27 protein-coding genes are annotated in these 25162 nt (G+C 72.6%); 11 read left to right on the forward strand and 16 right to left on the reverse strand.

The genetic code is table 11. The annotated features are described in order from the left end of the window. Position 1: 1 nt before the first annotated feature. Positions 2-1387, reverse strand: a complete 1386-nt coding sequence (locus AOM05_RS08155) for a glycine--tRNA ligase (protein ID WP_062521116.1) — start codon at positions 1385-1387, stop codon at positions 2-4. 166 nt (positions 1388-1553) lie between these two features. On the opposite strand from AOM05_RS08155, the gene AOM05_RS08160 reads away from it, so the two are divergent. The 5 genes from AOM05_RS08160 to AOM05_RS08180 are packed head-to-tail and all read left to right on the forward strand — an operon-like array spanning position 1554 to position 5088. Further along, positions 1554-2492, forward strand: a complete 939-nt coding sequence (locus AOM05_RS08160) for a metal ABC transporter substrate-binding protein (RefSeq protein ID WP_062521118.1) — start codon at positions 1554-1556, stop codon at positions 2490-2492. Further along, the gene (locus AOM05_RS08165; protein WP_062521120.1) at positions 2485-3309 is read left to right on the forward strand and encodes a metal ABC transporter ATP-binding protein; all 825 of its coding nucleotides are present in this window, start codon (positions 2485-2487) and stop codon (positions 3307-3309) included. The genes AOM05_RS08160 and AOM05_RS08165 overlap by 8 nt, the downstream gene beginning before the upstream one ends. Continuing rightward, positions 3306-4139, forward strand: a complete 834-nt coding sequence (locus tag AOM05_RS08170; RefSeq protein ID WP_267127698.1) for a metal ABC transporter permease — start codon at positions 3306-3308, stop codon at positions 4137-4139. Before AOM05_RS08165 ends, AOM05_RS08170 begins: the two co-directional genes overlap by 4 nt. Then, complete coding sequence (locus tag AOM05_RS08175) at positions 4136-4552, forward strand: Fur family transcriptional regulator (protein WP_369401117.1); 417 nt, start codon at positions 4136-4138, stop codon at positions 4550-4552. Before AOM05_RS08170 ends, AOM05_RS08175 begins: the two co-directional genes overlap by 4 nt. Positions 4553-4560: 8 nt before the next feature. Next, positions 4561-5088, forward strand: coding sequence for a DedA family protein (locus AOM05_RS08180; RefSeq protein WP_228373239.1), 528 nt, complete (start codon positions 4561-4563; stop codon positions 5086-5088). 6 nt (positions 5089-5094) lie between these two features. On the opposite strand, the gene AOM05_RS08185 is transcribed toward AOM05_RS08180, so the two are convergent. Genes AOM05_RS08185 through AOM05_RS08195 form a run of 3 tightly spaced genes read right to left on the reverse strand, consistent with a single transcriptional unit; the run spans position 5095 to position 7342 of the window. Further along, complete coding sequence (locus AOM05_RS08185; protein ID WP_082097403.1) at positions 5095-5847, reverse strand: isoprenyl transferase; 753 nt, start codon at positions 5845-5847, stop codon at positions 5095-5097. A gap of 52 nt (positions 5848-5899) precedes the next feature. Further along, positions 5900-6631, reverse strand: coding sequence for a DNA repair protein RecO (gene recO, locus AOM05_RS08190; RefSeq protein WP_062521123.1), 732 nt, complete (start codon positions 6629-6631; stop codon positions 5900-5902). A gap of 18 nt (positions 6632-6649) precedes the next feature. Continuing rightward, on the reverse strand, positions 6650-7342 hold the full coding sequence (locus tag AOM05_RS08195; protein WP_062521125.1) for a TetR/AcrR family transcriptional regulator C-terminal domain-containing protein: 693 nt from the start codon (positions 7340-7342) through the stop codon (positions 6650-6652). A gap of 100 nt (positions 7343-7442) precedes the next feature. Between AOM05_RS08195 and AOM05_RS08200 the strand changes: the two genes are divergently transcribed. Further along, positions 7443-8450 (forward strand): NAD(P)-dependent alcohol dehydrogenase, encoded by a 1008-nt coding sequence (locus AOM05_RS08200; RefSeq protein WP_062521128.1) that lies wholly within the window; start codon positions 7443-7445, stop codon positions 8448-8450. A gap of 43 nt (positions 8451-8493) precedes the next feature. Beyond that, positions 8494-9258, forward strand: a complete 765-nt coding sequence (locus tag AOM05_RS08205; protein ID WP_062521130.1) for a DUF4386 domain-containing protein — start codon at positions 8494-8496, stop codon at positions 9256-9258. Between the two features lie 98 nt (positions 9259-9356). On the opposite strand, the gene AOM05_RS08210 is transcribed toward AOM05_RS08205, so the two are convergent. Together AOM05_RS08210 and leuA are read right to left on the reverse strand one after the other, a co-directional pair. Next, a complete protein-coding gene (locus AOM05_RS08210; RefSeq protein ID WP_156165113.1) occupies positions 9357-9893 on the reverse strand; it encodes a hypothetical protein in 537 nt (178 codons plus the stop codon). After that, positions 9890-11629 (reverse strand): 2-isopropylmalate synthase, encoded by a 1740-nt coding sequence (gene leuA / locus AOM05_RS08215; protein ID WP_062521135.1) that lies wholly within the window; start codon positions 11627-11629, stop codon positions 9890-9892. Before leuA ends, AOM05_RS08210 begins: the two co-directional genes overlap by 4 nt. Before the next feature lie 412 nt (positions 11630-12041). On the opposite strand from leuA, the gene AOM05_RS08220 reads away from it, so the two are divergent. Then, complete coding sequence (locus AOM05_RS08220; protein WP_062521137.1) at positions 12042-12389, forward strand: helix-turn-helix transcriptional regulator; 348 nt, start codon at positions 12042-12044, stop codon at positions 12387-12389. After that, a complete protein-coding gene (locus AOM05_RS08225) occupies positions 12370-13611 on the forward strand; it encodes a type II toxin-antitoxin system HipA family toxin (RefSeq protein ID WP_062521142.1) in 1242 nt (413 codons plus the stop codon). Before AOM05_RS08220 ends, AOM05_RS08225 begins: the two co-directional genes overlap by 20 nt. A gap of 30 nt (positions 13612-13641) precedes the next feature. On the opposite strand, the gene era is transcribed toward AOM05_RS08225, so the two are convergent. The 8 genes from era to hrcA are packed head-to-tail and all read right to left on the reverse strand — an operon-like array spanning position 13642 to position 20622. After that, a complete protein-coding gene (gene era, locus AOM05_RS08230; RefSeq protein ID WP_062521144.1) occupies positions 13642-14544 on the reverse strand; it encodes a GTPase Era in 903 nt (300 codons plus the stop codon). Then, on the reverse strand, positions 14534-15853 hold the full coding sequence (locus tag AOM05_RS08235; protein ID WP_062521146.1) for a hemolysin family protein: 1320 nt from the start codon (positions 15851-15853) through the stop codon (positions 14534-14536). The genes era and AOM05_RS08235 overlap by 11 nt, the downstream gene beginning before the upstream one ends. Further along, positions 15850-16299, reverse strand: coding sequence for an rRNA maturation RNase YbeY (ybeY, locus tag AOM05_RS08240; protein WP_062521148.1), 450 nt, complete (start codon positions 16297-16299; stop codon positions 15850-15852). The genes AOM05_RS08235 and ybeY overlap by 4 nt, the downstream gene beginning before the upstream one ends. Further along, positions 16296-17378, reverse strand: coding sequence for a PhoH family protein (locus AOM05_RS08245; RefSeq protein WP_187327462.1), 1083 nt, complete (start codon positions 17376-17378; stop codon positions 16296-16298). The genes ybeY and AOM05_RS08245 overlap by 4 nt, the downstream gene beginning before the upstream one ends. Next, positions 17363-17707 carry a histidine triad nucleotide-binding protein gene (locus AOM05_RS08250; RefSeq protein WP_062521150.1) on the reverse strand — a complete coding sequence of 115 codons (345 nt, stop codon included), beginning with the start codon at positions 17705-17707 and terminating at the stop codon, positions 17363-17365. The genes AOM05_RS08245 and AOM05_RS08250 overlap by 16 nt, the downstream gene beginning before the upstream one ends. Continuing rightward, positions 17704-18477, reverse strand: coding sequence for a 16S rRNA (uracil(1498)-N(3))-methyltransferase (locus AOM05_RS08255; RefSeq protein WP_062521153.1), 774 nt, complete (start codon positions 18475-18477; stop codon positions 17704-17706). The genes AOM05_RS08250 and AOM05_RS08255 overlap by 4 nt, the downstream gene beginning before the upstream one ends. A 3-nt stretch (positions 18478-18480) precedes the next feature. Beyond that, positions 18481-19614 carry a molecular chaperone DnaJ gene (gene dnaJ, locus AOM05_RS08260; RefSeq protein WP_062521155.1) on the reverse strand — a complete coding sequence of 378 codons (1134 nt, stop codon included), beginning with the start codon at positions 19612-19614 and terminating at the stop codon, positions 18481-18483. Beyond that, positions 19615-20622: a heat-inducible transcriptional repressor HrcA gene (gene hrcA / locus AOM05_RS08265; RefSeq protein WP_062521157.1), complete on the reverse strand. Its 1008-nt coding sequence runs from the start codon at positions 20620-20622 to the stop codon at positions 19615-19617. A 221-nt stretch (positions 20623-20843) separates the two neighbouring features. On the opposite strand from hrcA, the gene AOM05_RS08270 reads away from it, so the two are divergent. Both AOM05_RS08270 and AOM05_RS08275 read left to right on the forward strand, forming a co-directional pair. Next, the gene (locus AOM05_RS08270) at positions 20844-21236 is read left to right on the forward strand and encodes a DUF4870 domain-containing protein (protein ID WP_082097372.1); all 393 of its coding nucleotides are present in this window, start codon (positions 20844-20846) and stop codon (positions 21234-21236) included. A gap of 82 nt (positions 21237-21318) precedes the next feature. After that, positions 21319-21801, forward strand: a complete 483-nt coding sequence (locus tag AOM05_RS08275; protein WP_062521161.1) for a DUF4870 domain-containing protein — start codon at positions 21319-21321, stop codon at positions 21799-21801. A 60-nt stretch (positions 21802-21861) separates the two neighbouring features. Here AOM05_RS08275 and AOM05_RS08280 read toward each other — a convergent pair whose 3' ends face one another. Together AOM05_RS08280 and hemW are read right to left on the reverse strand one after the other, a co-directional pair. Then, positions 21862-23865: an acyltransferase family protein gene (locus tag AOM05_RS08280; protein ID WP_369401119.1), complete on the reverse strand. Its 2004-nt coding sequence runs from the start codon at positions 23863-23865 to the stop codon at positions 21862-21864. Positions 23866-23951: 86 nt separating this feature from the next. Further along, the gene (gene hemW / locus AOM05_RS08285) at positions 23952-25136 is read right to left on the reverse strand and encodes a radical SAM family heme chaperone HemW (protein ID WP_082097374.1); all 1185 of its coding nucleotides are present in this window, start codon (positions 25134-25136) and stop codon (positions 23952-23954) included. Between the last annotated feature and the right edge of the window lie 26 nt (positions 25137-25162).

A 25162-nucleotide genomic window follows, 5' to 3' on the forward strand; every position in this document is an offset into this window, starting at 1 on the left:
CTCAGGCGCCGATCAGGCGCTGCGCGAGGTAGCCCGACACCTGCGAGAGCGACACGCGCTCCTGCTGCATGGTGTCGCGGTCACGGATGGTGACGGCCTGGTCGTCGAGCGTGTCGAAGTCGATGGTGATGCAGTAGGGCGTGCCCACCTCGTCCTGGCGGCGGTAGCGCTTGCCGATCGACTGCGTGACGTCGACGTCGATGTTCCACGCGCCGCGCAGCTCCTTGGCGAGGGCCTCGGCGGTGGGGACCAGGTCCGCGGACTTCGACAGCGGCAGCACCGCGGCCTTGATGGGCGCGAGGCGGTGATCGAGGCGCAGGACCGTGCGGGTCTCGGTGCCGCCCTTCGCGGTCGCGACCTCCTCCTCCTGGTACGCCTCGACGAGGAACGCCATGAGGCTGCGCGAGAGGCCCGCGGCGGGCTCGATGACGTACGGCACGAAGCGCTCGTTGGTGGCCGGGTCGAGGTAGGACAGGTCCTTGCCGGAGTGCTTCGCGTGGGTGCTCAGGTCGAAGTCGGTGCGGTTCGCGATGCCCTCGAGCTCGCCCCACTCGGAGCCCTGGAACCCGAAGCGGTACTCGATGTCCGTGGTGCCCTTGGAGTAGTGCGACAGCTTCTCCTGCGGGTGCGCGTAGAGGCGCAGGTTGTCGTCGGAGATGCCGAGGTCCGTGTACCAGGCCTTACGGGTGTCGATCCAGTGCTGGTGCCACTCCTCGTCCGTGCCGGGCACCACGAAGAACTCCATCTCCATCTGCTCGAACTCGCGGGTGCGGAAGATGAAGTTGCCGGGCGTGATCTCGTTGCGGAACGACTTGCCGACCTGCGCGATGCCGAACGGCGGCTTCTGGCGCGCGGTGCGCATGACGTTCTCGAAGTTGACGAAGATGCCCTGCGCGGTCTCGGGGCGCAGGTAGTGCAGGCCGGACTCGTCCGACGCGGCGCCCAGGTAGGTGCGCAGCAGTCCGTTGAACATCTTGGGCTCGGTCCACTGGCCGCGGGTGCCGCAGGCGGCGCAGGCGATGTCGGCGAGACCGTTCTCCGCGGGGCGGCCCTTCTTCTCCTCGAACTCCTCGAGCAGGTGGTCCTCGCGGTAGCGCTTGTGGCAGCTGAGGCACTCGATCAGCGGGTCGACGAACGCGGCGATGTGACCCGAGGCCTCCCACACCTGCGGGGGCAGGATCACGGACGAGTCGAGGCCCACGATGTCGTCACGCGAGGTGACCATCGCGCGCCACCACTGGCGCTTGATGTTCTCCTTGAGCTCGACGCCCAGCGGCCCGTAGTCCCACGCGGAGCGCGTGCCTCCGTAGATCTCGCCGCAGGGGAACACGAAGCCGCGGCGCTTCGCGAGCGAGATGACGTTGTCGAGACGGCTGGGTGCGGCCACGTGATGCTCCTTGGGAGGGGGTCGGAATCGCTCGCGCAAGTCTAGCGGCGAACCTTCCGGGGACGATGCGCCGGCCGGGTGGGGGGACGATGCGCGGGCGGGCTCGCCTCACCCCGGGACCTTCGCCTTATCGACAATGATTATCAATTGCAGTACAGTGGCGGCCATGCCACTGATCTCCCGTCGCACCGGCACGCTCGTCGCGGCCGCCACCGTGTCCACCCTCGCGCTCGCCGGCTGCTCGGCCGAGCCGCTGATCGGCGGCGAGTCCGCGAACCCGGACGCCGCGCTCACCGTCGCGGCGGCGTTCTACCCTCTCGAGTACGTCGCGCAGCACGTGGGTGGCGACCTGGTGTCGATCGTGTCGATGACCCCCAAGGGCGTCGAGGCGCACGACGTCGAGCTCTCCCCCAACACGGTGCGGCAGCTCGACGCCGCGGACCTCGCGCTCTACCTGTCCGACTTCCAGCCGGCGGTCGACGACGCGATCGCGAGCACCGGCGTCGAGGCGCTCGACGCCTCCGCCACCGTCGAGCTGCATGCGGCCGGCGAGCACGCGGAGGAGGAGGGCGAGGAGGACCACGACCACGGCGCCACGGACCCGCACTTCTGGCTCGACCCCCACCTGCTCGCCGAGTACGGCGACGCCGTGGGCGCCGCCTTCGCCGCGGCGGACCCCGCGAACGCGGACACGTACACCGCCAACGCCGAGGCGCTGCACGCCGAGCTCGAGGGCCTCGAGGAGGACTTCTCCACGGGCCTCGCGCAGTGCGAGCGCGACACCATCATCGTGAGCCACGAGGCCTTCGGATACCTCACCGAGGCGTTCGGACTCCACCAGGAGGGCATCGCGGGCCTCGACCCCGACACCGAGCCCTCCCCCGCTCGCATCCTCGAGATCAAGGACGTCATCGACCAGACCGGCGCGACCACCGTGTTCACCGAGAGCCTGGTGAGCGCCTCCGTCGCCGAGTCGCTCGCCGCGGACGTGGGCGTCGAGACCGCGGTGCTCGACCCGGTGGAGAACGTCGCGGACGGCGACGACTACATTGCTGTCATGACCAGGAACCTCGCAGCGCTGGAGGCTGCGCTCGGCTGTGAGTGATCCCGCCGAGATCCGTGACGTCCCGCCCTCGCTGGTCGAGGCGCGGGACGTCCGCGTCTCCCTGCAGGGCACCGAGATCCTCCACGGCGTCTCCCTCACCGCCCAGCCGGGCGAGGTGGTCGCGCTCATGGGCGGCAACGGCTCGGGCAAGTCGACCTTCGTGCGCTCGATCGTGGGCGCCGTGCCCACCCAGGCGGGGACCATCCGCCTGTTCGGCCGCCCGGCCACCGCATCGTCCCGCGCCCACCTGGGCTACGTGCCCCAGCGCATCAGCGCCGCCGGCGGCGTGTCCGCGACCGCGCTCGAGGTGGTGACGTCCGGGCTGCTCGGCAGCCGCGACGGCGCCGACCGCGTGGGCGCCCGCCTCCGCGGCCTCCTCCCTCCCCGCGACGCCCACGCGCGCGCCCGCGCGGCGCTGCGGTCCGTGGGCATCGAGGACCTGGCCAAGCGCGACGTGTCGCGCCTGTCCGGCGGCCAGCAGCAGCGCGTGCTCATCGCCCGCGCGCTGGTGCGCAAGCCGCGGCTGCTCATCCTCGACGAGCCGATGGCCGGCGTCGACCTCGAGTCGCAGGTCGCGTTCTCCCACACCGTGGGCCACCTCAAGCACGATGGCGTGGGCCTCGTGATCGTGCTCCACGAGCTGGGCGCCCTCGCCCGCCACATCGACCGCGCGGTGGTGCTCGAGCGCGGCTGCGTCACGTACGACGGCCCGCCGCCCAAGGACCTGGGCGTGCACGCCCTCCCCGGCCACGACCACGACCACCCGCACACGGACCCGCCCGCGCGCGACGGCGGCATCGGATTGGAGGGGCCGTGAACCTCCTCGCGGAACCGCTCATCCAGCGCATGCTGCTGGTGGGCCTCCTGGTGGGCCTCGCCGCGCCCGTGATGGGCACGTACCTGGTGCAGCGCAAGATGGCGCTGCTCGGCGACGGGATCGGCCACGTCGCGCTCGCCGGCGTCGCCGCCGGCTGGCTCGCCGGCAGCCTGTTCGACCTCGCGCAGCAGGACGCCCTGGCCATCCCCGGCGCGGTGCTGTTCGCGATCATCGGCGCGGTGCTCATCGAGCGCATGCGCTCGCGCGGCGCCGCCGCGGACGTGGTGATGGCGATCCTGTTCTACGGCGGCATCGCCGGCGGCGTGCTGCTCATCGGGCTGGCCGGCGGCTCGAACGCCAACCTGCTGGGCTACCTGTTCGGCTCCATCTCGACCGTGACGTGGGGCGACGTGTGGATGAGCGTCGCGCTCGCCGCCGTGATCCTGCTGGTCGGGATCGGGCTGCGCACCGCGCTGTTCGCCGTCACCCACGACCAGGAGTTCGCCCGGTCCACGGGCCTGCCCGTCGAGGCGCTCAACATGGTGGTCGCGGTGCTCGCCGCCGTCACCATCACCGTCGCGATGCGCGTGGTGGGCGTGCTGCTGGTGAGCGCGCTCATGATCGTGCCCGTCGCGATCGCGCAGCTCATCACCCGCTCCTTCGCCCGCACCATGCACCTCGCCATGGGGATCGGCGCGGCGCTCACGCTCACCGGCATCTGGATCACCGTGTTCTACGACGTCCAGCCGGGCGCGCTCATCGTCACGCTCGGCGTGCTGGTCTACGGGGCGGTCGCCTCGATCACCACCCTCGCGAGGAGGGGCACGTGAACGCCGCCGACGCGCCGCGCCCCCGGATGACGCGCCAGCGGCGCGAGATCCTCGACGCGCTCGACCTGAGCGAGTTCCGCTCCGCGCAGGCCTGGCATGAGCGCCTCCGCTCCGAGGGCTCCACCATCGGCCTCGCGACCGTCTACCGCGCGCTCCAGTCGCTCGCGGAGTCGGGCGAGGTCGACGCCGTGGTCGCCGAGTCGGGAGAGACCCTCTACCGCCGCTGCGAGGCCGGCGAGGAGCACCACCACCACCTCCGCTGCCGCGTGTGCGGCAAGGCCGTCGAGATCGACGTGCCCGACTTCGAGGCGTTCGCCGCCGCGATCGGCCGCGAGCACGGCTACGGCGACATCCTCCACACGATCGAGCTCACCGGGGTGTGCCCCGAGTGCGCCGCGCGGGCCGGGGCCTGATGCCCGGCGTGCCGTCGTTCATCTCGGACGGCCCGTGGTGGTGGCTGTACCTGTTCCTGTGCGGCGTGGTGTTCCTCCGCACGCAGGCCACGTACTGGATCGCGCGCTGGGCGCGCACCGGCGCCGACGCGGTGGCCGACCGCGCCGAGGAGCACCACAGCCCCCGCGCCCGCCTCGCGCGCCGCTTCTCCGGCCCCGGCATGGAGAAGGCCCGCGAATTCTCCGAGCGCTGGGGCTGGTTCGCGATCCCGCTGTCCTTCCTCACGTTCGGCATCCAGACGCTCGTCAACGGCGCGGCCGGCTACTCGCGCATGCGCTGGGACCTCTACACGCTGGCGATGATCCCCGGCTGCCTCCTGTGGGCGACCGTGTACACGCTGGTGGGGCTGTCGCTGTGGAGCGCGTGGACGCAGTCGCCGTGGCTGCTCGCGGGCGGCGCGCTCGGGATCGTCGCGCTCGCGTTCGGTCTCAACTGGTGGCGGAGGCGACGTCGCCCGGCCCAGCCGGCCGACGCATCGTCCCCCTACGCGTCCTGACCGCCGCTACGCCGCCCCGAAGCGGCGGTTGCGGCGCGCGTACTCCTCGATCGCGGCCCACAGGTGCGTGCGGTCGACGTCCGGCCACAGCGTGTCGCTGAACACGTACTCCGCGTAGGCCGCCTGCCACGGCAGGAAGTTGCTCGACCGCTGCTCGCCGCTGGAGCGCCAGAACAGGTCGACATCCGGCATGTCGGGCTCGTCGAGATGCGCCGCGAGGGTCTTCTCGGTGACCTTCGCCGGGTCGAGCTCCCCCGCCGCGACCTTCATCGCGATCGCCTTGGCCGCGTCGGCGATCTCCGCGCGGCCGCCGTAGTTGACGCACATCGTCAGCGTCAGCGTGGAGTTGTCGCGCGTGAGCTCCTCGGCCTTCTCGAGCTCCGTGATGACCGAGCGCCACAGCTTCGGGCGGCGGCCGGCCCAGCGGACGCGGACGCCCCAGCTGTGCATCTCGTCGCGGCGGCGGCGGATGACGTCGCGGTTGAATCCCATGAGGAAGCGGACCTCGTCGGGGCTGCGCTTCCAGTTCTCCGTGCTGAACGCGTACGCGGAGATGTGCGTGACGCCGATCTCGATCGCGCCCGCGACCACGTCCAGCAGGGACGCCTCGCCGCGCTCGTGCCCGGCGGTGCGCGGCAGCCCGCGCTCCTTGGCCCAGCGCCCGTTGCCGTCCATCACCACGGCCACGTGCTTGGGGACCGCGGCCTGGGGCAGGGCGGGCGGGGTCGCGCCCGAGGCGTGCTTGAAGGGAGGCTGCACTGTCACGGTCGCCAGCCTATCGGCGGACGATGCGCGGGCCGGGCGGGCGCGGTCAGGTCCGGTCCACGTGGCCCAGGCTGCGCACCTTCCGCTCGAGGTGGAACTGCGTGTACGCGGCGATGAGGCCGGCGGCGTCGCGGCGGTTGCGGGTCTCGGAGGCGTCCGCGGTGGGCCAGTCGCCCGAGAGCAGGGCCTCGAGCAGGGAGAACGTCTCGGGCGCGGGGGCGGCGGCGCCGGGCGGGCGGCAGCTCTCGCACACGGCCCCTCCCCCGCCCACCACGAACGCGCGGTGCGGCCCGGGCCTGCCGCAGCTCGCGCAGTCGGAGAAGCTGGGCTCGTACCCCGCGAGGGACAGCGAGCGCAGCAGGAAGCTGTCGAGCACCAGGCCAGGCTCATGCTCGCGGCGGCTGAGCGCGCCCAGCGCGCCGTGCAGCAGGCGGTACTGCTCCCACGCGGGCTCGCGCTCGTGGTCGACCAGCTTGTCCGCGGTCTCCACCATCGCGGTCGCGGCGGTGAACATCGCGTAGTCCTCCGCGATGCGCCGCGCGTAGGGCTCCTTGGTCTCCACCTGGCTCACGATGTCGAGGTTGCGGCCCTCGTACAGCTGGACGTCGACCAGCATGAACGGCTCCATGCGTGAGCCGATGCGGCTCGAGGTGCGGCGCACGCCCTTCGCGACGGCGCGCACCTTGCCGTGCCGACGCGTGAGCATGGTGACGATCCGGTCGGCCTCACCCAGCTTGTGGGTGCGGAGGACGATCGCGTCGTCACGGTAGAGGGGCACGGTCCATTGTCGCCCGCGTCAGGCGCGCTCCTCGCGCGCGGCACGCTCGAGCCCGTCGAGGATGAGGTCGAGGCCGTAGTCGAACGAGGCGCCGAACGAGTAGTCCGGACGCATCGCGTGCTCGACCGTGAAGCGCACGAGCGTCGGGTAGAGCTCCGGGTCGAACGCGGCGGAGACCTTCGCGGCGACCTCCGCCGACTCCTCGCCGCCCTGGACCGGCAGGTTCGCCTCCTGGATCGCGAAGCCGTAGATGAAGCTGTCGAGCACCGCGTAGGCGTGGGCCATCAGGGGGATCGAGAGGCCGCCGCGTGCGAGGGTCGCGAGCACGGCCTCGTGGTGCGCGAGGAGCGAGGGCCCGGGGTGGCGGCGGGACTCGAGCAGCGGCACGGACCAGGGACGCCGCGCGAGCACCTCGCGTGCGGAGCGGCAGCGGACGCGGATCGCGTCGCGCCACTCCAGGTCCTCGGGCGGCAGCTCCATCTCCGCGAACACCTGGTCCGCGATCCCGTCGAGCAGCGCCTCCTTGCCTGCGACGTGGTGGTACAGCGTCATCGGCTTGGTGCCCAGATCCTCCGCGAGCGCGCGGATGGTCAGCGCCTCGAGGCCGTCGCGGTCGGCGAGCGCCATCGCGGCAGCGAGCACCCGCTCGCGTGACAGCCGAGGCCTGCGGGCCGCAGCATCGTCCCTGGTCACCAAGTCTTCCGTCGCCATCCTCGCTCCAGCCCTTGCGCTTCGTACTAAGTACGCCTACGGTCGAGCATAGCAAGTCGTACTAAGTACGAATTGCCACGACACGAGCAGGAGAACCGACATGACCGCCACCGTCCCCACCTCCACCGCCACCACGCAGGCCGCAGTCCAGCGCACTTACGCCGGACCCGAGGCCATCCGCGTCGAGACCGTCGAGCGCCCCGCGCCCGGACCCGGCGAGGTGCTCGTCGAGGTCCACGCCGCCGGGGTCGACCGCGGCGTCTGGCACCTCGCGACCGGCCGCCCGCTGATCATGCGTCTCATGGGCTTCGGGCTCACGCGCCCGCGCCAGCCGATCGCCGGCTCGGACGTCGCCGGCGTGGTCGTCGAGATCGGCGAGGGCGTCACCCGCTTCGCCGCGGGCGACCAGGTCCTGGGCACCGCGACCGGGTCCTTCGCCGAGCACACGATCGCCAAGGAGGACCAGCTGGTCCGCAAGCCCGAGGCGATGAGCTTCGCCGCGGCCGCTGTGGTACCCGCCTCGGGCGTCACCGCCCTGAAGGCCGTCGAGCGCGCCGGGATCGAGCCCGGAGGCCGGGTCCTGGTGCTCGGCGCCTCCGGCGGCGTAGGGTCGTACGCGGTCCAGCTCGCGGTCGCGGCGGGCGCCCGGGTCACCGGCGTCGCCAGCGCGACCAAGGCGGACCTGGTCCGCGAGCTCGGCGCCGCCGAGGTGATCGACTACCGCGCCACCGACGTCACCGCGCTCGCCACCACCTACGACGCGATCATCGACACCGGCGGCCTCACCCCGCTGCGCCGCCTGCGTCGCATCCTCGGCACCGAGGGCACGCTCGTGATCGTCGGCGGCGAGGGCGGCGGCTCGCTCACCGGCGGCGCCGGCCGCCAGCTGCGCGCGGCGGTCCTCTCGATGTTCAGCCGCCAGACGCTCACCGGCATCCTCGCGGCCACCGCGGCGGAGCCGCTCGATGCCCTGACCGCCCGCATCGTCGCCGGATCCCTCTCCCCCGCGCTCACCCGCACCTACCCGCTCGCGCAGGCGGGCGCCGCCGTCGCGGACCTCGCCGCCGGCCGCATCGCCGGCAAGGCCGCCGTGCTCGTCCAGGGCTGACCGCCCTTCCCCACCCGACCACAGACCCACCCGAGGAGCCATCATGACCGCCACCGCCGCATCGTCCACCGCCGCCTCCACCCCCCGGCTGGCCGCCGTCGCCCGCTGGGCCGGCGCCGGCTACGTCGCGATCTTCGTGCTCGCGATCTTCGCGAACTTCGCCGTCCGCACCCGCCTGGTCGTCCCCGACGACCCTGCCGCCACCATGGCCGCCATCGCCGACGACGCGGCGCTGTTCCGGCTCGGCATCGCCGCGTTCATCACCATCGCGATCATCGACATCGGCATCGCGTGGGCGCTCCACGTGCTGCTGCGGCACACCGGCGAGCAGCGCTCGCTCCTCGCGGCGTGGCTGCGCCTGGGCTACAGCGTCGTGTTCGCCGTCACCGTCACCTTCATGGCGGCCGCGCTCCACCTCGCCACCGGCGGCGCCGCCGTCGCCGGCCTGGGGGACGATGCGCGGGCCGCCTGGGTCGGGACCGCCATGGAGGCCTTCGACGTGGCCTGGCTGATCGGGCTGGTCGCGTTCGGGCTCCACCTCATGGTGGTGGGGCGGATCCTCGTGACGTCGCGCCTCGCGCCGCGCATCCTCGGCGTGGGCCTCGCCGTCGCGGGCGGGGCGTACATCGTGGACACGTTCGCCCACGTGCTGGCCGCGGACTACACGGCCATCGCGGACGTCATGCTCGCCGTGGTCGCGGTGCCCTCGATGCTCGCGGAGATGGGGCTGACCGTGTGGCTGCTCGCCCGCGCGCCGCGCGCCGTGGTCGAGCCGCGTCGGGTGCTGCCGGAGGCGGTCCCGGCCTGACCCGACGCACGCGGCGCCCCGGCCCTCCCCGTCAGGAGCGCCGGGGCGCCGTCACGTGCGGGACCCGGCCCGCGCATCGTCCCCCTGCGGGACCGTGCCTAGAGGTCGCCGGTCTCCGAGGAGGCGGGCTCGCTGAACACGAGGACCTCGATCGCGGCGCCGGCGAGGGCGTCCTCGACCTCCGCGTCCGTCGGGCTGTCGGACAGCTCGCCGATCACGGCGGCGGGGTCCTTGAGCGCGAGCACCGCGGAGACCACGGCGCCGTCGCTGGTGCTGCCCACGAGGATGGCGCGGCAGGCGCTGGCCTCCGCGTCGGTGACCGTGTCGGTCCAGCACAGCGCCTCGGTGACGTCCTCGCCGTCCGGGTTGTCGGCGAGCAGCTGCGCGAGCGTCGCGTCCGCGGTGGCGATGAGGCCGTCCTCGGGGCTGCCGGTCCAGCACTCCACCACCGCGTCCGGGTCCTCGGACTCGATCCCGGACATCTGGACCGTGTCCGCGCAGTCCGTCGCGGTCAGGCCCATGCCCGACAGGTCGGACAGCTCGGTGTCCGGCGTCGAGGAGCCGCACGCGGTCAGCGTCGCCGCGGCCAGGACGGCCGCGGCGACGCCGATCACGCGGGTGGGACGACGGATCATCGGCCCTCGCGGTTGACCGCGGAGATGATGGCCTTAAGAGTGGCGGTGGTGATCGACGGGTCGATGCCCACGCCCCACAGGATCTGGTCGCCGATCGCGCACTCGACGTACGCGGCGGCGGTGGCGTCGCCGCCGGTGCTCATCGCGTGCTCGTGGTAGTCCAGCACCTCGACCTTGGCGCCGCGCGTGCCGAGCGCCGCGACGAACGCCGCGACGGGGCCGTTGCCGGAGCCCTCGACCGTGACGGGCGCGCCGCCGTCGGTGATGTCAGCCGCGAGCGTGTCGGGGCCGGCGTCGCTCGACGTCGCGCGGGTGCCGATCAGCGAGAAGCGCCCCCACTTGTCGGCCGGGTCGGTCGCCGGAAGGTATTCGTCCTGGAAGATCTCCCAAAGCTTGTCCGCGGTCATCTCCGCGCCGGAGGCGTCGGCCTCGCGCTGGACCACGCGGGAGAACTCGATCTGGAGGCGGCGGGGCAGATCGAGATGACGCTCCGTCTTGAGCAGGTACGCGACGCCGCCCTTGCCGGACTGCGAGTTCACGCGGATCACCGCCTCGTACGAGCGGCCCACGTCCTTGGGGTCGATCGGCAGGTACGGCACGGCCCACAGCAGGTCGTCGACCTCGACGCCCTGCTTCTGCGCCTTCGCGTCCATGGCCTCGAGGCCCTTCTTGATCGCGTCCTGGTGCGAGCCCGAGAACGCGGTGAAGACCAGGTCGCCGCCCCACGGGTGGCGGGGGTGGACGTCGATCTGGTTGCAGTACTCGACGGTGCGGCGGACCTCGTCGATGTCGGAGAAGTCGATCTCGGGGTCGATCCCCTGACTGAAGAGGTTCATGCCGAGCGTCACCAGGTCGACGTTGCCCGTGCGCTCGCCGTTGCCGAACAGGCAGCCCTCGATGCGGTCCGCGCCGGCCATGTAGCCGAGCTCCGCGGCCGCGATGGCGGTGCCGCGGTCGTTGTGCGGGTGCAGGGACAGCACCACGGAGTCGCGGTAGTCGAGGTTGCGGTTCATCCACTCGATCGAGTCGGCGTAGATGTTCGGCGTGGCCATCTCGACGGTCGCGGGCAGGTTGATGATGACCTTGCGATCGGGCGTGGGCTTCCACACGTCGAGGACGGCGTTGCACACGCGCACGGCGTAGGCGAGCTCGGTGCCGGTGTAGGACTCGGGGCTGTACTCGTAGAACACCCGGGTGTCCGGGATGGTCTCCTCGTACTTCTGGCACAGCATCGCGCCGTGGGTCGCGATGTCGAGGATCTGGTCCTCGTCGGCGCGGAACACCACCTCGCGCTGCAGGATGCTGGTCGAGTTGTACAGGTGGACGATCGCCTGCTTGGCGCCCTTGAGCGACTCGTAGGTGCGCTCGATCAGGTGCTCACGCGCCTGGGTCAGCACCTGGATGGTGACGTCCTCGGGGATCCGGTCCTCCTCGATGAGGGCGCGGACGAAGTCGAAGTCGGTCTGGCTCGCGCTCGGGAAGCCGACCTCGATCTCCTTGTAGCCCATGCGCACCAGGAGCTCGAACATGCGCATCTTGCGCTCGGAGTTCATGGGCTCGATGAGGGCCTGGTTGCCGTCGCGCAGGTCCACCGCGCACCAGCGGGGCGCCTTGGTGATCGTCGCGTTCGGCCAGGTCCGGTCCGGCAGGTCCACCTGGATCTGCTCGTGGAACGGGATGTACTTCTTGACGGGCATGGGGGACGCGGTCTGCGCGCCGCCGGTGTAGTGGCTCATGATTCCTCGCTGCTTGTTCGCTGGGTCCTAGGCCGGCAGGCGAAAGGCCGCGACGAGGGACCGACCTGGGCTAGGCCTCGTCGCGGCACGTAAGCAGCGAGCGTGCACGCATGTAGCCACCATAGCGGGTCCGCGCGGTGGGGCTGCAAGGAGGTCCAGCGGCGCAGTCCGGCGATTGCCGATGACGAATGGGACCAGTGGGACGCATGGGGACGATGCGCCGGTTACATCCTTCACCCGCGAAGACTTTCGTCGCCATCGCCCTTGGCAGTCGACGGGAGCGTGCGGACGAGTCCCTACCCCCGCCGCCCGGCCGGCGGCTCACGAACGGAAGCCGCCTCTTGTCAGAAATACGTGCGATGTAATAGATTGCAACAGTCACCGTCACTACATCAATCTATGGAGTCAAGAGATGGGCCGTCGCGAGATCTCGATGACGCCAGCGGCCGCCGAGGCGGCGCGTCTCCTCGGCCTGCAGATCCGCCTGGCACGCCACGACAAGAGGTGGAGCGCCGCGGAGCTCGCCGATCGTGCCGGCGTGTCCCAGCGCACCGTGCTGTCGATCGAGGCCGGCAAGCCGACCCCGTCCATCGGCAACGTCCTCAATGTCGCAGCGCTCGCAGGTGTCGAACTGTTCGCGATGTCCGACCCCCTCGAACTCGCCCTCGCGCGGCGCCGCGCGGAAGATCGCCTCGCGCTGCTCCCCGCGCTGGTCCGCAAGCTCGACGACAAGGATGACGATGGCGACTACGACTTCTGACCAGGTCTACGTCTGGGCATGGCTGCGCGGCGCCACCGCGCCCGTGCCGGCGGGCGTGCTCGAGCGCCGAGGCGGCTCGACCGACCTGAGCTTTCGTTACGGCGAGCGGTACAAGGCGCGCGAAGGGGCGCTGCCGCTCTACGGCATGCCGTTCGACGGGCCGACCTGGCACGGTGCCACCGAGAACCTCGGTATGCCTGGCGCGCTCCGTGACGCGTCCCCAGACGCCTGGGGACGGCGCGTCATCCTGCAGCGGGTGAAACCCTCGTCCGAGGACACCGGTGACCTCGACGAGGCCACCTACCTCATGCAATCCGGCTCCAACCGCCTCGGCGCGGTCGACTTCCAGGCGAGCTCGCGGGCGTATGCGCCGCGGATCGAGTCGGCGACGCTCGACGAGCTGCTGCGCGCAGCAGACCTCATCGAGTCAGGAGGCGCGTTGCCCGAGCACCTCGAGCGCGCGCTGCTCTACGGCACCGCCATCGGCGGAGCGCGGCCCAAGGCGCTTCTGGCCGACGGCGACCGGCAGGTCATCGCCAAGTTCAGCACGAGCACCGACGCCTACGACGTGGTCGGCGCGGAGGCGACGAGCATCCACCTCGCGTCGAAGCTCGGCATCCCGGTGACACGGGCATCGATCGCCCACTCCCTGGGGCACAAGGTCCTCCTGCTCGACCGCTTCGACCGGGGCGGCGACGGGACGCGGCGGATGGTCGTGTCCGGCCTCACCATGCTGCGGCTCCCCGAGCAGTGGCTGCCCTCGGGCTCCTACCCCGCGTTGCTCGACACGCTGACCAGGGAAGCAGCGTCCGCGAAGGGACTGAACAGGGCGGTCTTCACCAGGGCGGCGTTCAACATCGCGATCGGCAACACAGACGACCACCTGCGCAATCACGCGGCGTTCTGGGACGGCACCCACCTCAAGCTCACCCCGGCGTACGACCTCTCCCCCGTGCTGCGCACCGGCGAGGCCGCCGCTCAAGCGCTGGCGCTCGATTGGAAGGGCAACCGGGACAGCCGGCTCTCCACCCTCGTCGATGCCGCGCCCGACTATCGGCTCGACCGGGAGACCGCGCGGGGCATCGCCGAGGAGGTCACGGACGTGATCCGCGAGCACTGGCAGGACGCGGCTGACTTCGGCGAGCTCCCGCAGGCGCAGCGCGCCCTCATGTGGGAGAGGATGTTCCTCAACCCCGGCTCCGTCCGCGGGATCGCCGGATAGCCCCCGACGGTCACTGAGGACGGGGCACCCCTAGAACCCGAGCCGGCCCAGCTGCTTGGGATCGCGCTGCCAGTCCTTCGCGACCTTGACGTGCAGGTCGAGGAACACCTTCCGCCCGAGCAGGTGCTCGATGCCTGCCCGCGCGGTCGCGCCGACCTCCTTCAAGCGGGACCCCGCCTTGCCGATGATGATGCCCTTCTGCGAGTCACGCTCCACGAACACGTGCGCGCGGATCTCGAGCACCGGGCGGTGCGCGTCCTCGGAGTCGGGCTCGACCATCTCCTCGATCACCACCGCGATCGAGTGCGGGAGCTCGTCGCGCACGCCCTCGAGCGCAGCCTCGCGGATGAGCTCGGCGATGCGGATGTCCTCGGGCTCGTCGGTGAGCTCGCCGTCGGGGTACAGCGCGGGGCCCTCGGGCAGGTACTTCGCGAGCACGTCCACCAGGGTCCCCATCTGGATGTCCTTGACCGAGCTCACCGGGATGATCTCCGCCCACTCCCCCAGCTGCGACACGTCGAGCAGGTGCTCGGCGACGCGCTCGCGGGAGACCTTGTCCACCTTGGTGACGATCGCCACCACGGGGCGGCGCGAGTCCGCGAGCTCGCGCGCGATCCACTTGTCGCCGGGGCCCACCTTCTCGTCCGCCGGCAGGCAGAACCCGATGACGTCGACCTCGGACAGCGTCTCGCGGACCAGGTCGTTGAGGCGCTCGCCCAGCAGCGTGCGGGGGCGGTGGAGCCCGGGCGTGTCGACGATCACCAGCTGGGCCTCGGGCCGGTTGACGATCCCGCGGATCGCGCGCCTGGTGGTCTGCGGCCGCGAGGACATGATCGCGACCTTGTCGCCTACCAGGGCGTTCATCAGGGTCGACTTGCCTGCGTTGGGGCGTCCCACGAACGCCGCGAAGCCGGAGCGGTGGTTATCGGTCATCGTCCTCGTCCTTCCGTGCCCGCCTGCGCGGGACCGTCTCGTTCTCGCCCGTCTGAACCGGCGCATCGTCCTCCACGACGCGCGCCGCGATCACGGACACCAGCGTGCGCCTGCGGCCCTCCGCGCGCTCGGCGAGAAGCTCGATCCCGTGGGCGGTGGCGCGGGATCCGGGGATGGGCACCTTGCCCAGGGCCTTCGCGAGCAGGCCCGCGACGGTCTCGACGTCCTCGTCGTCGATCTCGACGTCGAACAGCTCGGCGAGCTCGTCGAGGCCGCAGCGGGCGGGCACGCGGTAGCGGCCGTCGCCCAGGTCCTCGATCTCGGGGGCGCTGCGGTCGTGCTCGTCGACCACCTCGCCCACGATCTCCTCGAGCGCGTCCTCGATGGTCACCACGCCGGCGACGCCGCCGAACTCGTCGACCACCAGCGCCATGTGGAACACCTCGTCCTGCATGCGGCGCAGCAGGTCGTCGGCCGGCACGGACTCGGGCACGAACACCGGCTCGCGCATCAGCCCGTCGATGGGCTCGTCGAGCCGCTCGGGGTGGTCCCAGGTGGCCCGCACCACGTCCTTGAGGTACAGGATCCCCACCGTGTCGTCGACCTCGCCGCGGATCACCGGCACGCGCGAGAAGCCCGACCGCATGAACAGCAGCATCGCCTTGCGCGCCGCCGTGCCGGCCTGGATGGTGATCATGTCCGTGCGCGGCACCATCACCTCGCGCGTCAGCGTCTCGCCCAGCGAGACCACCGAGCGCAGCATCTCCGCGTCCTCCTGCTCGAGCGCCTCGCCGGCCTGCTCGACCAGGTCCTCCGGCTCCGACAGCTCGCGGATCTGCAGCGCGGGCACCACCGCGCGGATGGGGGTGGTGATGCGGATGAGCGTCCACGCGAGCGGCGCGAGCGCGCGGATCGCAACCTCGGGCGAGCGGCGCGCGACGGCGCGCGGCCAGGCACGCACGAGAACCAGCGACAGGAACGCTGCGACCACCCACGCGAGGATCAGCGTGGGGCCCGCGTCCCAGCCCAGCGCGTCGCCGAGCGCGAGCGCGAGCGCCGTCCACGCGACCATCGCGACGGTCTCGAGGACCGCGTAGGCGACGGAGGACGCGTTGTCGGCGTGGTCGGGCAGCGCCGCGAGCCGGGCGGCGCGGGTGGGGCGCCCGTCGGGGCGCAGCTGGCCCGCCATGCGCCGCTCGTCGGCGTAGGGGATCTGCTCGAACGCGGCGACCACGGCGTGCAGCGCCGCCGCACCCGCGAGTCCCGCGACCACGACCGCCACGAGGAGCGAGACGGCCGAGGAGCTCATCGGCTCGCGAGGAACGTGAGCAGCAGGTTGCGCTGCAGCGCGAACATCTCCTTCTCCTCCTCGGGCTCCACGTGGTCGTAGCCGAGCAGGTGCAGGATGCCGTGCGTGGTGAGGAGCAGCATCTCCTCCTCGGCGCTGTGGCCGGCCGCGGCGGCCTGGCGCTGCGCGACCGACGGGCACACCACGATGTCGCCCAGCAGCCCCGCGGGCGTGGGCTCGTCGGGGGTGCCGGGGCGGAGCTCGTCCATGGGGAAGCTCAGCACGTCGGTGGGGCCGGGCTCGTCCATCCACTGGAGGTGGAGCTGCTCCATCGCCTCCTCGTCGACGAACATGATCGCGAGCTCCGCGCCGTCCGCGACGTGCATCTGCGCGAGCACGTAGCGGGCGAGCTCCGCGAACTCGACCTCGTCGACGGTCGCGTCGGTCTCGTTGTTGACCTCGATCACTGGCGCTCCTCCCGGTCGAACCGGCGGCGCTGGCCGGTGGGGCGAGGGCCGCGGCCCTGCTCCTGCTCGTCGTTCTTCGCGTAGGCGGTGATGATGTCGCTCACCAGGCGGTGACGCACCACGTCCTGGGCGCCCAGGTGGCAGAACGCGATGTCCTCCACGCCCGACAGGATCTCGGACGCCGCGCGCAGCCCGGACGTGGTGCCGCCGGGCAGGTCGACCTGCGTGACGTCGCCGGTGACCACCATGGTGGTGCCGAACCCCAGGCGGGTGAGGAACATCTTCATCTGCTCGCGCGTGGTGTTCTGCGCCTCGTCGAGGATCACGAACGCGTCGTTCAGCGTCCGGCCGCGCATGTACGCGAGCGGCGCCACCTCGATGGTGCCGGCCTCCATGAGCTTGGGCACGGACTCGGGGTCGACCATGTCGTGCAGCGCGTCGTAGAGCGGCCGCAGGTACGGGTCGATCTTCTCGCCCAGCGAGCCGGGCAGGAACCCGAGCCGCTCCCCCGCCTCCACCGCGGGTCGCGTCAGCACGATCCTGTTGACGCGCTTGGACTGCAGCGCCGCCACGGCCTGCGCCATCGCGAGGTACGTCTTGCCGGTGCCCGCGGGCCCGATGCCGAACGTGATGGTGTGGGTCTCGATCGCGTGCACGTACGAGGCCTGGCCCTGCGTCTTGGGCCGGATGGTGCGGCCGCGCGTGGACAGGATGGAGCGGCTGAGGACGCCCGCCGGGCGTTCCGCGGTCGCGGTGGACGATGCGCCGGTCGCCCCGGCGGGCTGCGTCGCCGTCGCGGTGGCGGCACGTAGCATGCGCACGGACTCGCGGGCGACGTCGGGCGTGAGGGGCACGCCCGCGCCGAGCACGTCGCGCAGCTCCTCGACGGCGGCGGCGGCGGCCGCGACGTCGTCCTCGTCACCGGTCAGGGTGATGCGGTTGCCGCGGACCATGATGTCGACCGCGGGGAAGGCGCGCTCGACCTCGCGCAGCACGCCGTCTCCGGAGCCCAGCAGGTCGGGCATGCGCGCCGCGTCCTCGACCACGACCACCCGGGTGACGCTCACGCAGGCTCCCATCCGAGCGCCGCGCCGCCGAGCACGTGCCCGTGCACGTGGAACACGGACTGGCCCGCCGTCGCACCGGTGTTGAAGATGAGGCGGAACTCGCCGCCGCACTCCGCGCCCGCGATCTGCTGCGCGACCTGCGCCATCTCCGCGAGGACCTCGGGGATCTCGGCGGCCGCGGCCGCGACGTTCGGCACGTGGTGCTTGGGGGCGACGAGCACGTGCACGGGCGCCTTCGGGGCGATGTCGCGGAACGCGATCACGCGGTCCGTCTCGACGACCTTCGTCGCGGGGATCTCCCCCGCGACGATCTTGCAGAAGATGCAGTCCGTGGTGCTCATCCCCCCAGCGTAGTGACCGGCGCGGCCCAGTGGCCCCGCAGGGCGCCGAGCGCGGCGAGGGCGGCGGGACCCGCCGAGGAGGCGCGCAGCACGTGCGGGCCGAGCACCACGGCCTCGGCGCCGGCCGCCGTGAGCGCGTCGATCTCCGCGTCGGAGATCCCGCCCTCGGGACCGACCACCAGCCACACCGGGGCGTCCGCGTCCTCCCACGTCAGCGACGCGAGGGGCGTCGCGGCCACCTCGTGGAGGAGCAGCACCCTGACGCCCGAGGCGACCACCTCCGCCACCCGCACCGCGAGCTGCCGGGTGGTCAGCGCATCGTCCACCGCCGGGACCCACGCCCGGCGCGACTGCTTGGCGGCCGCGAGCGCGAGCGACGCCCACTTCTCCCGGCCCTTCGCGGCCTTGGGGCCGCGCCACTGCACGATCGCGCGGTCGGAGGACCACGGGACGATGCGGGTGGCGCCGAGCTCGACGGCCGCCTCGACGGCCTGCTCGTCGCGGCCGCCCTTGGCGAGGGCCTGCACCAGCGTGACCTCGGGGTCGCGGTCGCGGCTCACCGCCTCGACGCGCACCTCCATCCACCGGTCGCCGGTCGCCACCAGCACGCCCGCGGCGCGGGTACCCGCGCCGTCGACCACGTCGATGCGCTCCCCCGCCTGGCGGCGCTGGACGGTCACGGCGTGGCGGGCCTCATCCCCCTCGACGCGCAGGACATCGCCCGCGGCAGCGGCGGCCGCCGCGGGGTCGACGAAGACGGGCGCGGTCACGGCTCAGTGACCCTTGAAGGCGTCCTTGAGGCGCGAGAACACGCCGCCGCCGAGCGGGGCGAGCCTCGCCTCGGGGGCCTGCTCGCCGCGCAGCTCGGCGAGCTGACGCAGCAGCTCCGCCTGCTCGTCGGTGAGGTCCGCGGGGGTGACGATGTCGAGGTGGACCAGCAGGTCGCCGCGGCCCGCGCGCTGGAGCTTGCCGACCCCGAGGCCCTTGAGCTTGACGGTCGAGCCCGACTGCGTGCCGGGGCGCACGTCCACGTCCTGGGCGCCGTCGAACGTGTCGACGGACAGGACCGTGCCGAGCGCGGCGGCGGTCATGGGCACCTGGAGCGTGCAGTGGAGGTCGTCCCCCCGGCGCTCGAACACCGGGTGCTGGCGCTCCCGGATCTCGATGTAGAGGTCGCCCTTATGGCCGCCCGCAATGCCCGCGTCGCCCTGCGCGGTCATCCGGATGCGGGTGCCGGTCTCGACGCCCGCGGGGATGTCCACGTTGATGGTGTGGCGCGAGTGGGTGCGGCCCTGACCCGAGCAGTCGTGGCACGGCGTCTCGATGGTCGAGCCGTAACCGCCGCACGTGGGGCACGGCGCGGTGGTCATGACGTTGCCCAGCAGCGAGCGCGCGACGCGCTGCACCGAGCCGGTGCCGTTGCACTGGCGGCAACCCTGCGGCTGGGTGCCGGGCGCGCAGCAGGTGCCGTGGCACGTGGTGCACACGTCCGCGAGGTCCACCTGGATCTCGCGCGCGACGCCGAACACCGCCTCCTCGAGCGTGACCTCGGTGTGGACCAGGGTGTCGCCGCCGCGCTGGGTGCGCGAGGCCGGCCCGCGCTGCTGACCGCCGAACGGGCCCGCGCCTCCGCCGAAGAACGTCTCGAAGATGTCCTCGAACCCGAAGCCCTGCGGGCCTCCGGCGCCGCCCGAGGCGGCGCGGGGGTCCACGCCGCGGTCGTACTGCGCGCGCTTCTCGGCGTGGCCGAGCACGTCGTAGGCGGCCGCGACCTCCTTGAAGCGCTCCTCGCCCTCGGCGCCGGCGACGTCGGGGTGCAGCTCGCGCGCGAGCTTGCGGTACGCCTTCTTGATCTCCGCCTCGGAGGCGTCCCGCGAGACGCCCAGGACGGCGTAGTAGTCCTTCACCTAGTGCTCCACCACTTTCGACAGATAGCGGGCGACGGCGCGCACGGCTGCCATCGTCCCCGGATAGTCCATGCGTGTCGGTCCGAGCGCACCCACGAGGGACGAGGCGTCGCGGCCGTAGGCCGCGGCGACGATCGACGTGCGCGACAGCGCCTCGAGGTGCGTCTCCGCGCCGATGCGAACCGAGACATCGTCCCCCTCGGCCGCCATCTCGTGCAACAGCCGCAGCAGCACCACCTGCTCCTCGAGCGCCTCCAGCACGGGCGCGATGGTGCCGGCCTCGAGGCCCGACCCGGCGCGTGCCAGATTGGACGCACCGGCGAACACCACGCGCTCGACGGTGCCGCCGCGCGCGGCGGTCACCACGAAGTCCGCGACCGCGCCGGCCCACGGCACCTGGTCGGGCGCCGCGGCCCACACGGTGAGCGCGGTCTCGAGGCGGGCGCCTGTGAGACCCTCCGCCGTGAGGTTGACCTCACGCACCGCCCGCTCGAACGAGTCATCGGACGTCGCTTCGCCCAGCGCGATGGTGCGCTGGTCGACGCGGGCGTCCGAGGACACCACCACCACGAGCGCGTGCTCGGCGCCCATGCGCACCAGCTCGATGCGGCGCACGGCGGACTCCCGCAGCGACGGGTACTGCACCACGGCCACCTGGCGGGTGAGCTGGCTGAGCAGACGCACCGAACGCTCGACGACGTCGTTGAGGTCGACGGCGTCGGACAGGAACGTGCCGATCGCGCGCTTGTGCGCGTCCGGCAGCGCGGCCGCCGCGAGCTGATCCACGAACGACCGGTAGCCCAGGTCCGTGGGGATGCGCCCCGCGGAGGTGTGAGGCTGCGCGATGAGCCCCTCCTCCTCGAGGATCGCCATGTCGTTGCGGATGGTCGCGGAGGAGACGCCTAGCGACTGGGCGTCCGCGAGCGCCTTGGATCCCACGGGCTCGTGGGTGGACACGTAGCCCTCCACGATCGCGCGGAGCACGGCGCGCCGGCGTTCCTCGCTCACGTGACCTCCTGGCACTCGGACTCGACGAGTGCTAATCCTATCGCGGCCCTCCGACCGGCTTCGGGGCCGGGCTCGGGGCAGGGCGCGCGGCACGTCCCCGCGGCGGCGACGTGCGACATCGGCGCGCCGCGAATCCCGGGCGTAGCGGGCATTCCTGGATAGATTGGACGGGCGGCCGTGCCACGCGCGACCGCCCTGGTCCGTATCCGAGGGAGAGAGCCATGACCGACTACCCGCCGCCCCCGCCGCAATCCCCGCCCCCGCCGCAGCAGCCCTACGGGGCCCAGCCGATGACCCAGAGCGACGAGCGCATGTGGGCCATGCTCGCGCACCTCGGCATCATCCTGTTCGGCTTCCTGCCGCCGCTGATCATCTGGCTCGTCTTCCGCGAGCGCAGCGCGTTCATCGACGACCAGGGCAAGGAGGCGCTCAACTTCTCCATCCTGGTGACCATCGCGCAGATCGTCTCCGCGATCCTGTGGATCGTGCTGATCGGGATCCTGCTGTCGTTCGTCGTCGGCATCGCCGCGCTGATCCTGTGCATCATGGCCGGCCTGGCCGCCAACCGCGGCGAGAGCTACCGCTACCCGTTCAACTGGCGGATCGTGAAGTAAGGGTCGCACCCCGACCCGAATCAGGGCCCCGCTCCCCCTCGTGGTGGATGCGGGGCCCTGTCATTCCTGCGAGCCTGAGGACATGAACGACACCACCGAGCCTCAGACGCCTGCGGACGGCACCGTGCCTCCCGAGGCCGCCGCGCCGCAGCAGCCCCAGGCGGCGCCCGCGCCGCCCGCCTACGCCGCCCCCGCACCCATGCTGGAGAGCGACGCCCGCACCATCGCGATGCTGGTGCACATCCTCGCCGCCGTGGCCCTCGTGGTCACCGGAGGAACCCTCGCGTTCCTGGTGCCGCTGATCATGTGGCTGATCTACCGCGAGCGCTCCGCGCTGGTCGACTGGCACGGCAAGACCAACCTCAACCTGCAGCTCACGTCGCTCGTCGTCATCGTCGGCGGGTTCATCCTGGGCCTCATCACCCTCGGCATCGGGCTGTTCGTGACCGTCCCGCTGATGGTCGCCTACGCGATCTACGCGCTCGTCATCTCGATCGTCGCGGGCGTGAAGGCCAACAACGGCGAGTACTACCGGATCCCGCTGGTCATCCCGTTCATCAAGTGACGCGTCCGACCACGGCCGGGTCCCGGGGCAGCCCGGGGCCCGGCCGTTCGCGCGTCCGGGTCAGCGGACCACGCTGGCGCGGGTGAGCGCGTCCGCCACCACCCGCGCGAACACGTCCATGCCCTTCGCATCGGGATGGATGCCGTCGGGGCCCAGCACCGAGGGGTCGCGGAGGACGGCGCTCTGCCAGTCCGCGAGCACCACCGTCGTGTGGTCGCGCACGGCCGCGCGGACCTCGCGCTGCGAGTCGCGCATCCACGTCCGGTCGCCGAACGGCGTCACCATCACCACCGGCCGCCCGCCCGCCGCCTCGAGCAGGCGGTCGACCTCGCCGGCGGGCACCGCGCCGTTGGTGCCGAGCGCCACCACCACGTAGTCGCGCAGCCGCCCGCGGTCGGCGAGCCGCTCGACCCGGTCGACGCCGTCCGCGAACTGCCGGCCCACCTCCGCGTCGATCGAGACGCCGGGCAGCGCCTTCGCGAGGGCCGGCGCGGCGCCCAGCGCCACCGAGTCGCCCACCAGCGTCACGTCCCGACCCGAGGGGAGCTCGGGCACGGGCGCGGGACGCGCGCCCGGCGGCGGCACCCGCGCCGGCAGCGCCGGCTCCTCGGTCCCCAGGAGGGACGATGCGCGGGCGCCGGGCGTCGGGACGGCCCCGGGCGTCGGCGCGGGCTCGGGCAGCACGGCGGCCGCCTGCGCGGCGATGCGCTCCCCCTCCTCCAGCTGGGTCTCGAGCGCGGTGCGCTCGGGCGCGTGCACCATGCCGAGCACGACGGCCGCCGTGAGCGCGGCCGCGATCCCGCCCGCCGCCACGGTGCGCCGCCGCCACGCCATCCGGGCGGCGCGACGGAACCCGACGCGGCGGACCGGCAGCTCGATCCAGCGGTACGAGGCCGCCGCCGCGACGAGCGTGACCACCACCGTGATCGCGATCGCGAGGCCGGAGGCGTCACGCACCCGACCCCCGTCGAGCGCGGTGACCGCGATGACGAGCACCGGCCAGTGCCACAGGTAGATGCCGTAGGAGCGATCCCCGAGCCAACGCAGCGGCCGTGCGTCGAGCACCTCGCCCAGCGCAGGCACCGCGACCAGCATGTGGATGATCGCGGCCGTCGCGAGCGACGCGAGCACCAGGCCGCCGCGGTAGGTCCACGCGGAGTCCCAGGGCAGGAAGGCCGCGATCCCGACCAGGCACGCCGCGCCCACGAAGCCGAGGCTGATCGCCCGCGGCCGCCGTGCCGCCGCGAGCGCCGGCGAGTCGGGACGGGCCCACCAGAACGCGAGCGCCGCGCCGATCATGAGCCCGAACGCGTGCGTGTCGGTGCCCATGTACACGCGGGTGGGGTCCCCGCCCGCCGGGACGAGCGCGGCCATCGCCGCACCCGACCCGAGCGCGAGGACGGCGGCCGCCCAGGCCGCCCGGCGCATCGTCCCTCCGAAGGCCACCACCGCCAGGACCGCGAGCGGCCACAGCAGGTAGAACTGCTCCTCGACCGCGAGCGACCACAGGTTCTCGAGCAGGTGCGGCGTCGCGGCGGCGGCGTAGCCCTGGCCGGAGGCGATGAGCAGCCAGTTGCTCGTGAAGGTGGCGGCGCCGGCGACCTGCCCGCCGATCCCGACGAGCAGGTCGCCCCACGGCCCGGCCGCGAGCGGCGCGCCGGCCAGGGCCGCGATGCCGCCCGCGAGCGCGACCGCGGCGACCGCCGCGACCACCACGAGCGCGAGCGCGGGCAGCAGCCGTCGCGCGCGATGCGTCCAGAAGCGGCGCAGGGACACGCGCCCGTCCCGTGCGCGCTCGCGCAGCAGAATGGTGGTGATGAGGAAGCCGGACAGCACGAAGAAGACGTCGACGCCCACGTACCCGCCCGGCAGGCTCGCGGGCGCGAGGTGGAACGCCACCACCAGGACCACGGCGAGCGCGCGCAGGCCGTCCAGGCCGGCGATCCGTCCCCGCGGGGCGCCGCGGCCGGCGGTCTCCTGCGCGGGTGCGCGCGTGAGGGTGTCGAGAGCGATGATCGTGTCCGGCGGCGTGCCCGGCCGCCTCTCCTTCCCGGGAGTGTCCAGCCGTCAAGGGTAGGCCGTGGCGCGGACATCCGGAACCTCGCCGGCGACCGCCCAGGTCGCCGCGGCGAGTCGCGCGCGGGGCCCGCCTAGAAGGCGAGCGCGCGCACCGCGAGGTCCGCGAGCAGGCGGCCGCGACGGGTGAGCTTGAGGGTACCGCGGAGCGCGGCGGCGCCGTCGAGCAGGCCGTCGGCGATGAGCGTCGAGACCGCCTCGGCGCGTCCCTCGATCAGCTCCGCGGGGATGCCCTCGGACAGCCGCAGGCGCAGCATCACCTGCTCGAGGCGGAGGTCCTCGGGGTCGAGCGACTCGCCTTCGGCCTCGGGGCTCCCGCCCTCCGCGAGCCGCGCGGCGTACGCGCGCGGGTGCTTGACGTTCCACCAGCGCCTGGCGGGAACCTGCTCGCCGTCGGGGTGCGCGTGCGGTCCCAGGTAGGAGTGCGCGCCGGGGCCCACGCCCCACCAGTCCTGGCTGCGCCAGTACGCCATGTTGTGGCGGCACCGGTCGCCGGGCTCGCGCGCCCAGTTCGAGACCTCGTACCAGGAGTAGCCCGCCTCGGACAGCAGCGTGTCCGCGAGCTCGTACATGTCCGCCTGGGTGTCCGGGTCGGTGGGCTGCACCTCGCCGCGGCGCAGCTGCGCGCCCATCCGGGTGCCGGGCTCGATGACGAGCGCGTAGGCGCTCACGTGGTCGGGCTCGAGCGCGATCACTGCCTCGAGGCTGGCGCGCCAGTCGCTCAGCGACTCGCCCGGGGTGCCGTAGATGAGATCGAGGCTGACCTTGAGGCCGGCGTCGCGGGCCGCCGCGACCGCTCGCGCGACGTTGGCGGGGTTGTGCGTGCGGTCGAGCGTGCGGAGCACGTGCGGCACGGCGGACTGCATGCCCAGGCTGACGCGCGTGAAGCCCGCGCGGGCGAGCGCGTGCAGCGACTCCTTGGTGACCGAGTCGGGGTTCGCCTCGGTGGTGACCTCGGCGTCCGCGCTCAGGCCCCACGTGCCGCGGATGCCGTCGAGAAGCGCGATGAGCGCCGACGAGTCGAGCATGGTCGGCGTGCCACCGCCGAAGAACACCGTGCGCGCGGCGCGGGTGTCACCCGGCATGGCGGCGCGGGCGAGGTCCATCTCCCGCAGCGCGGCCTCGACGTAGCCCTCACGGGTCGCGCCCTCGACCTCGCCGGGGGCGTACGTGTTGAAGTCGCAGTAGCCGCAGCGCACCGAGCAGAACGGCACGTGCACGTAGACGCCGAAGTCCCGCGCCCCCACAGCGGTATTCATGTGCTCATCATGCCTGGTGAGGGCAT

The sequence above is a fragment of the Demequina silvatica genome, assembly GCF_000971215.1.
GTDB classification, from domain to species: Bacteria; Actinomycetota; Actinomycetes; order Actinomycetales; family Demequinaceae; genus Demequina; species Demequina silvatica.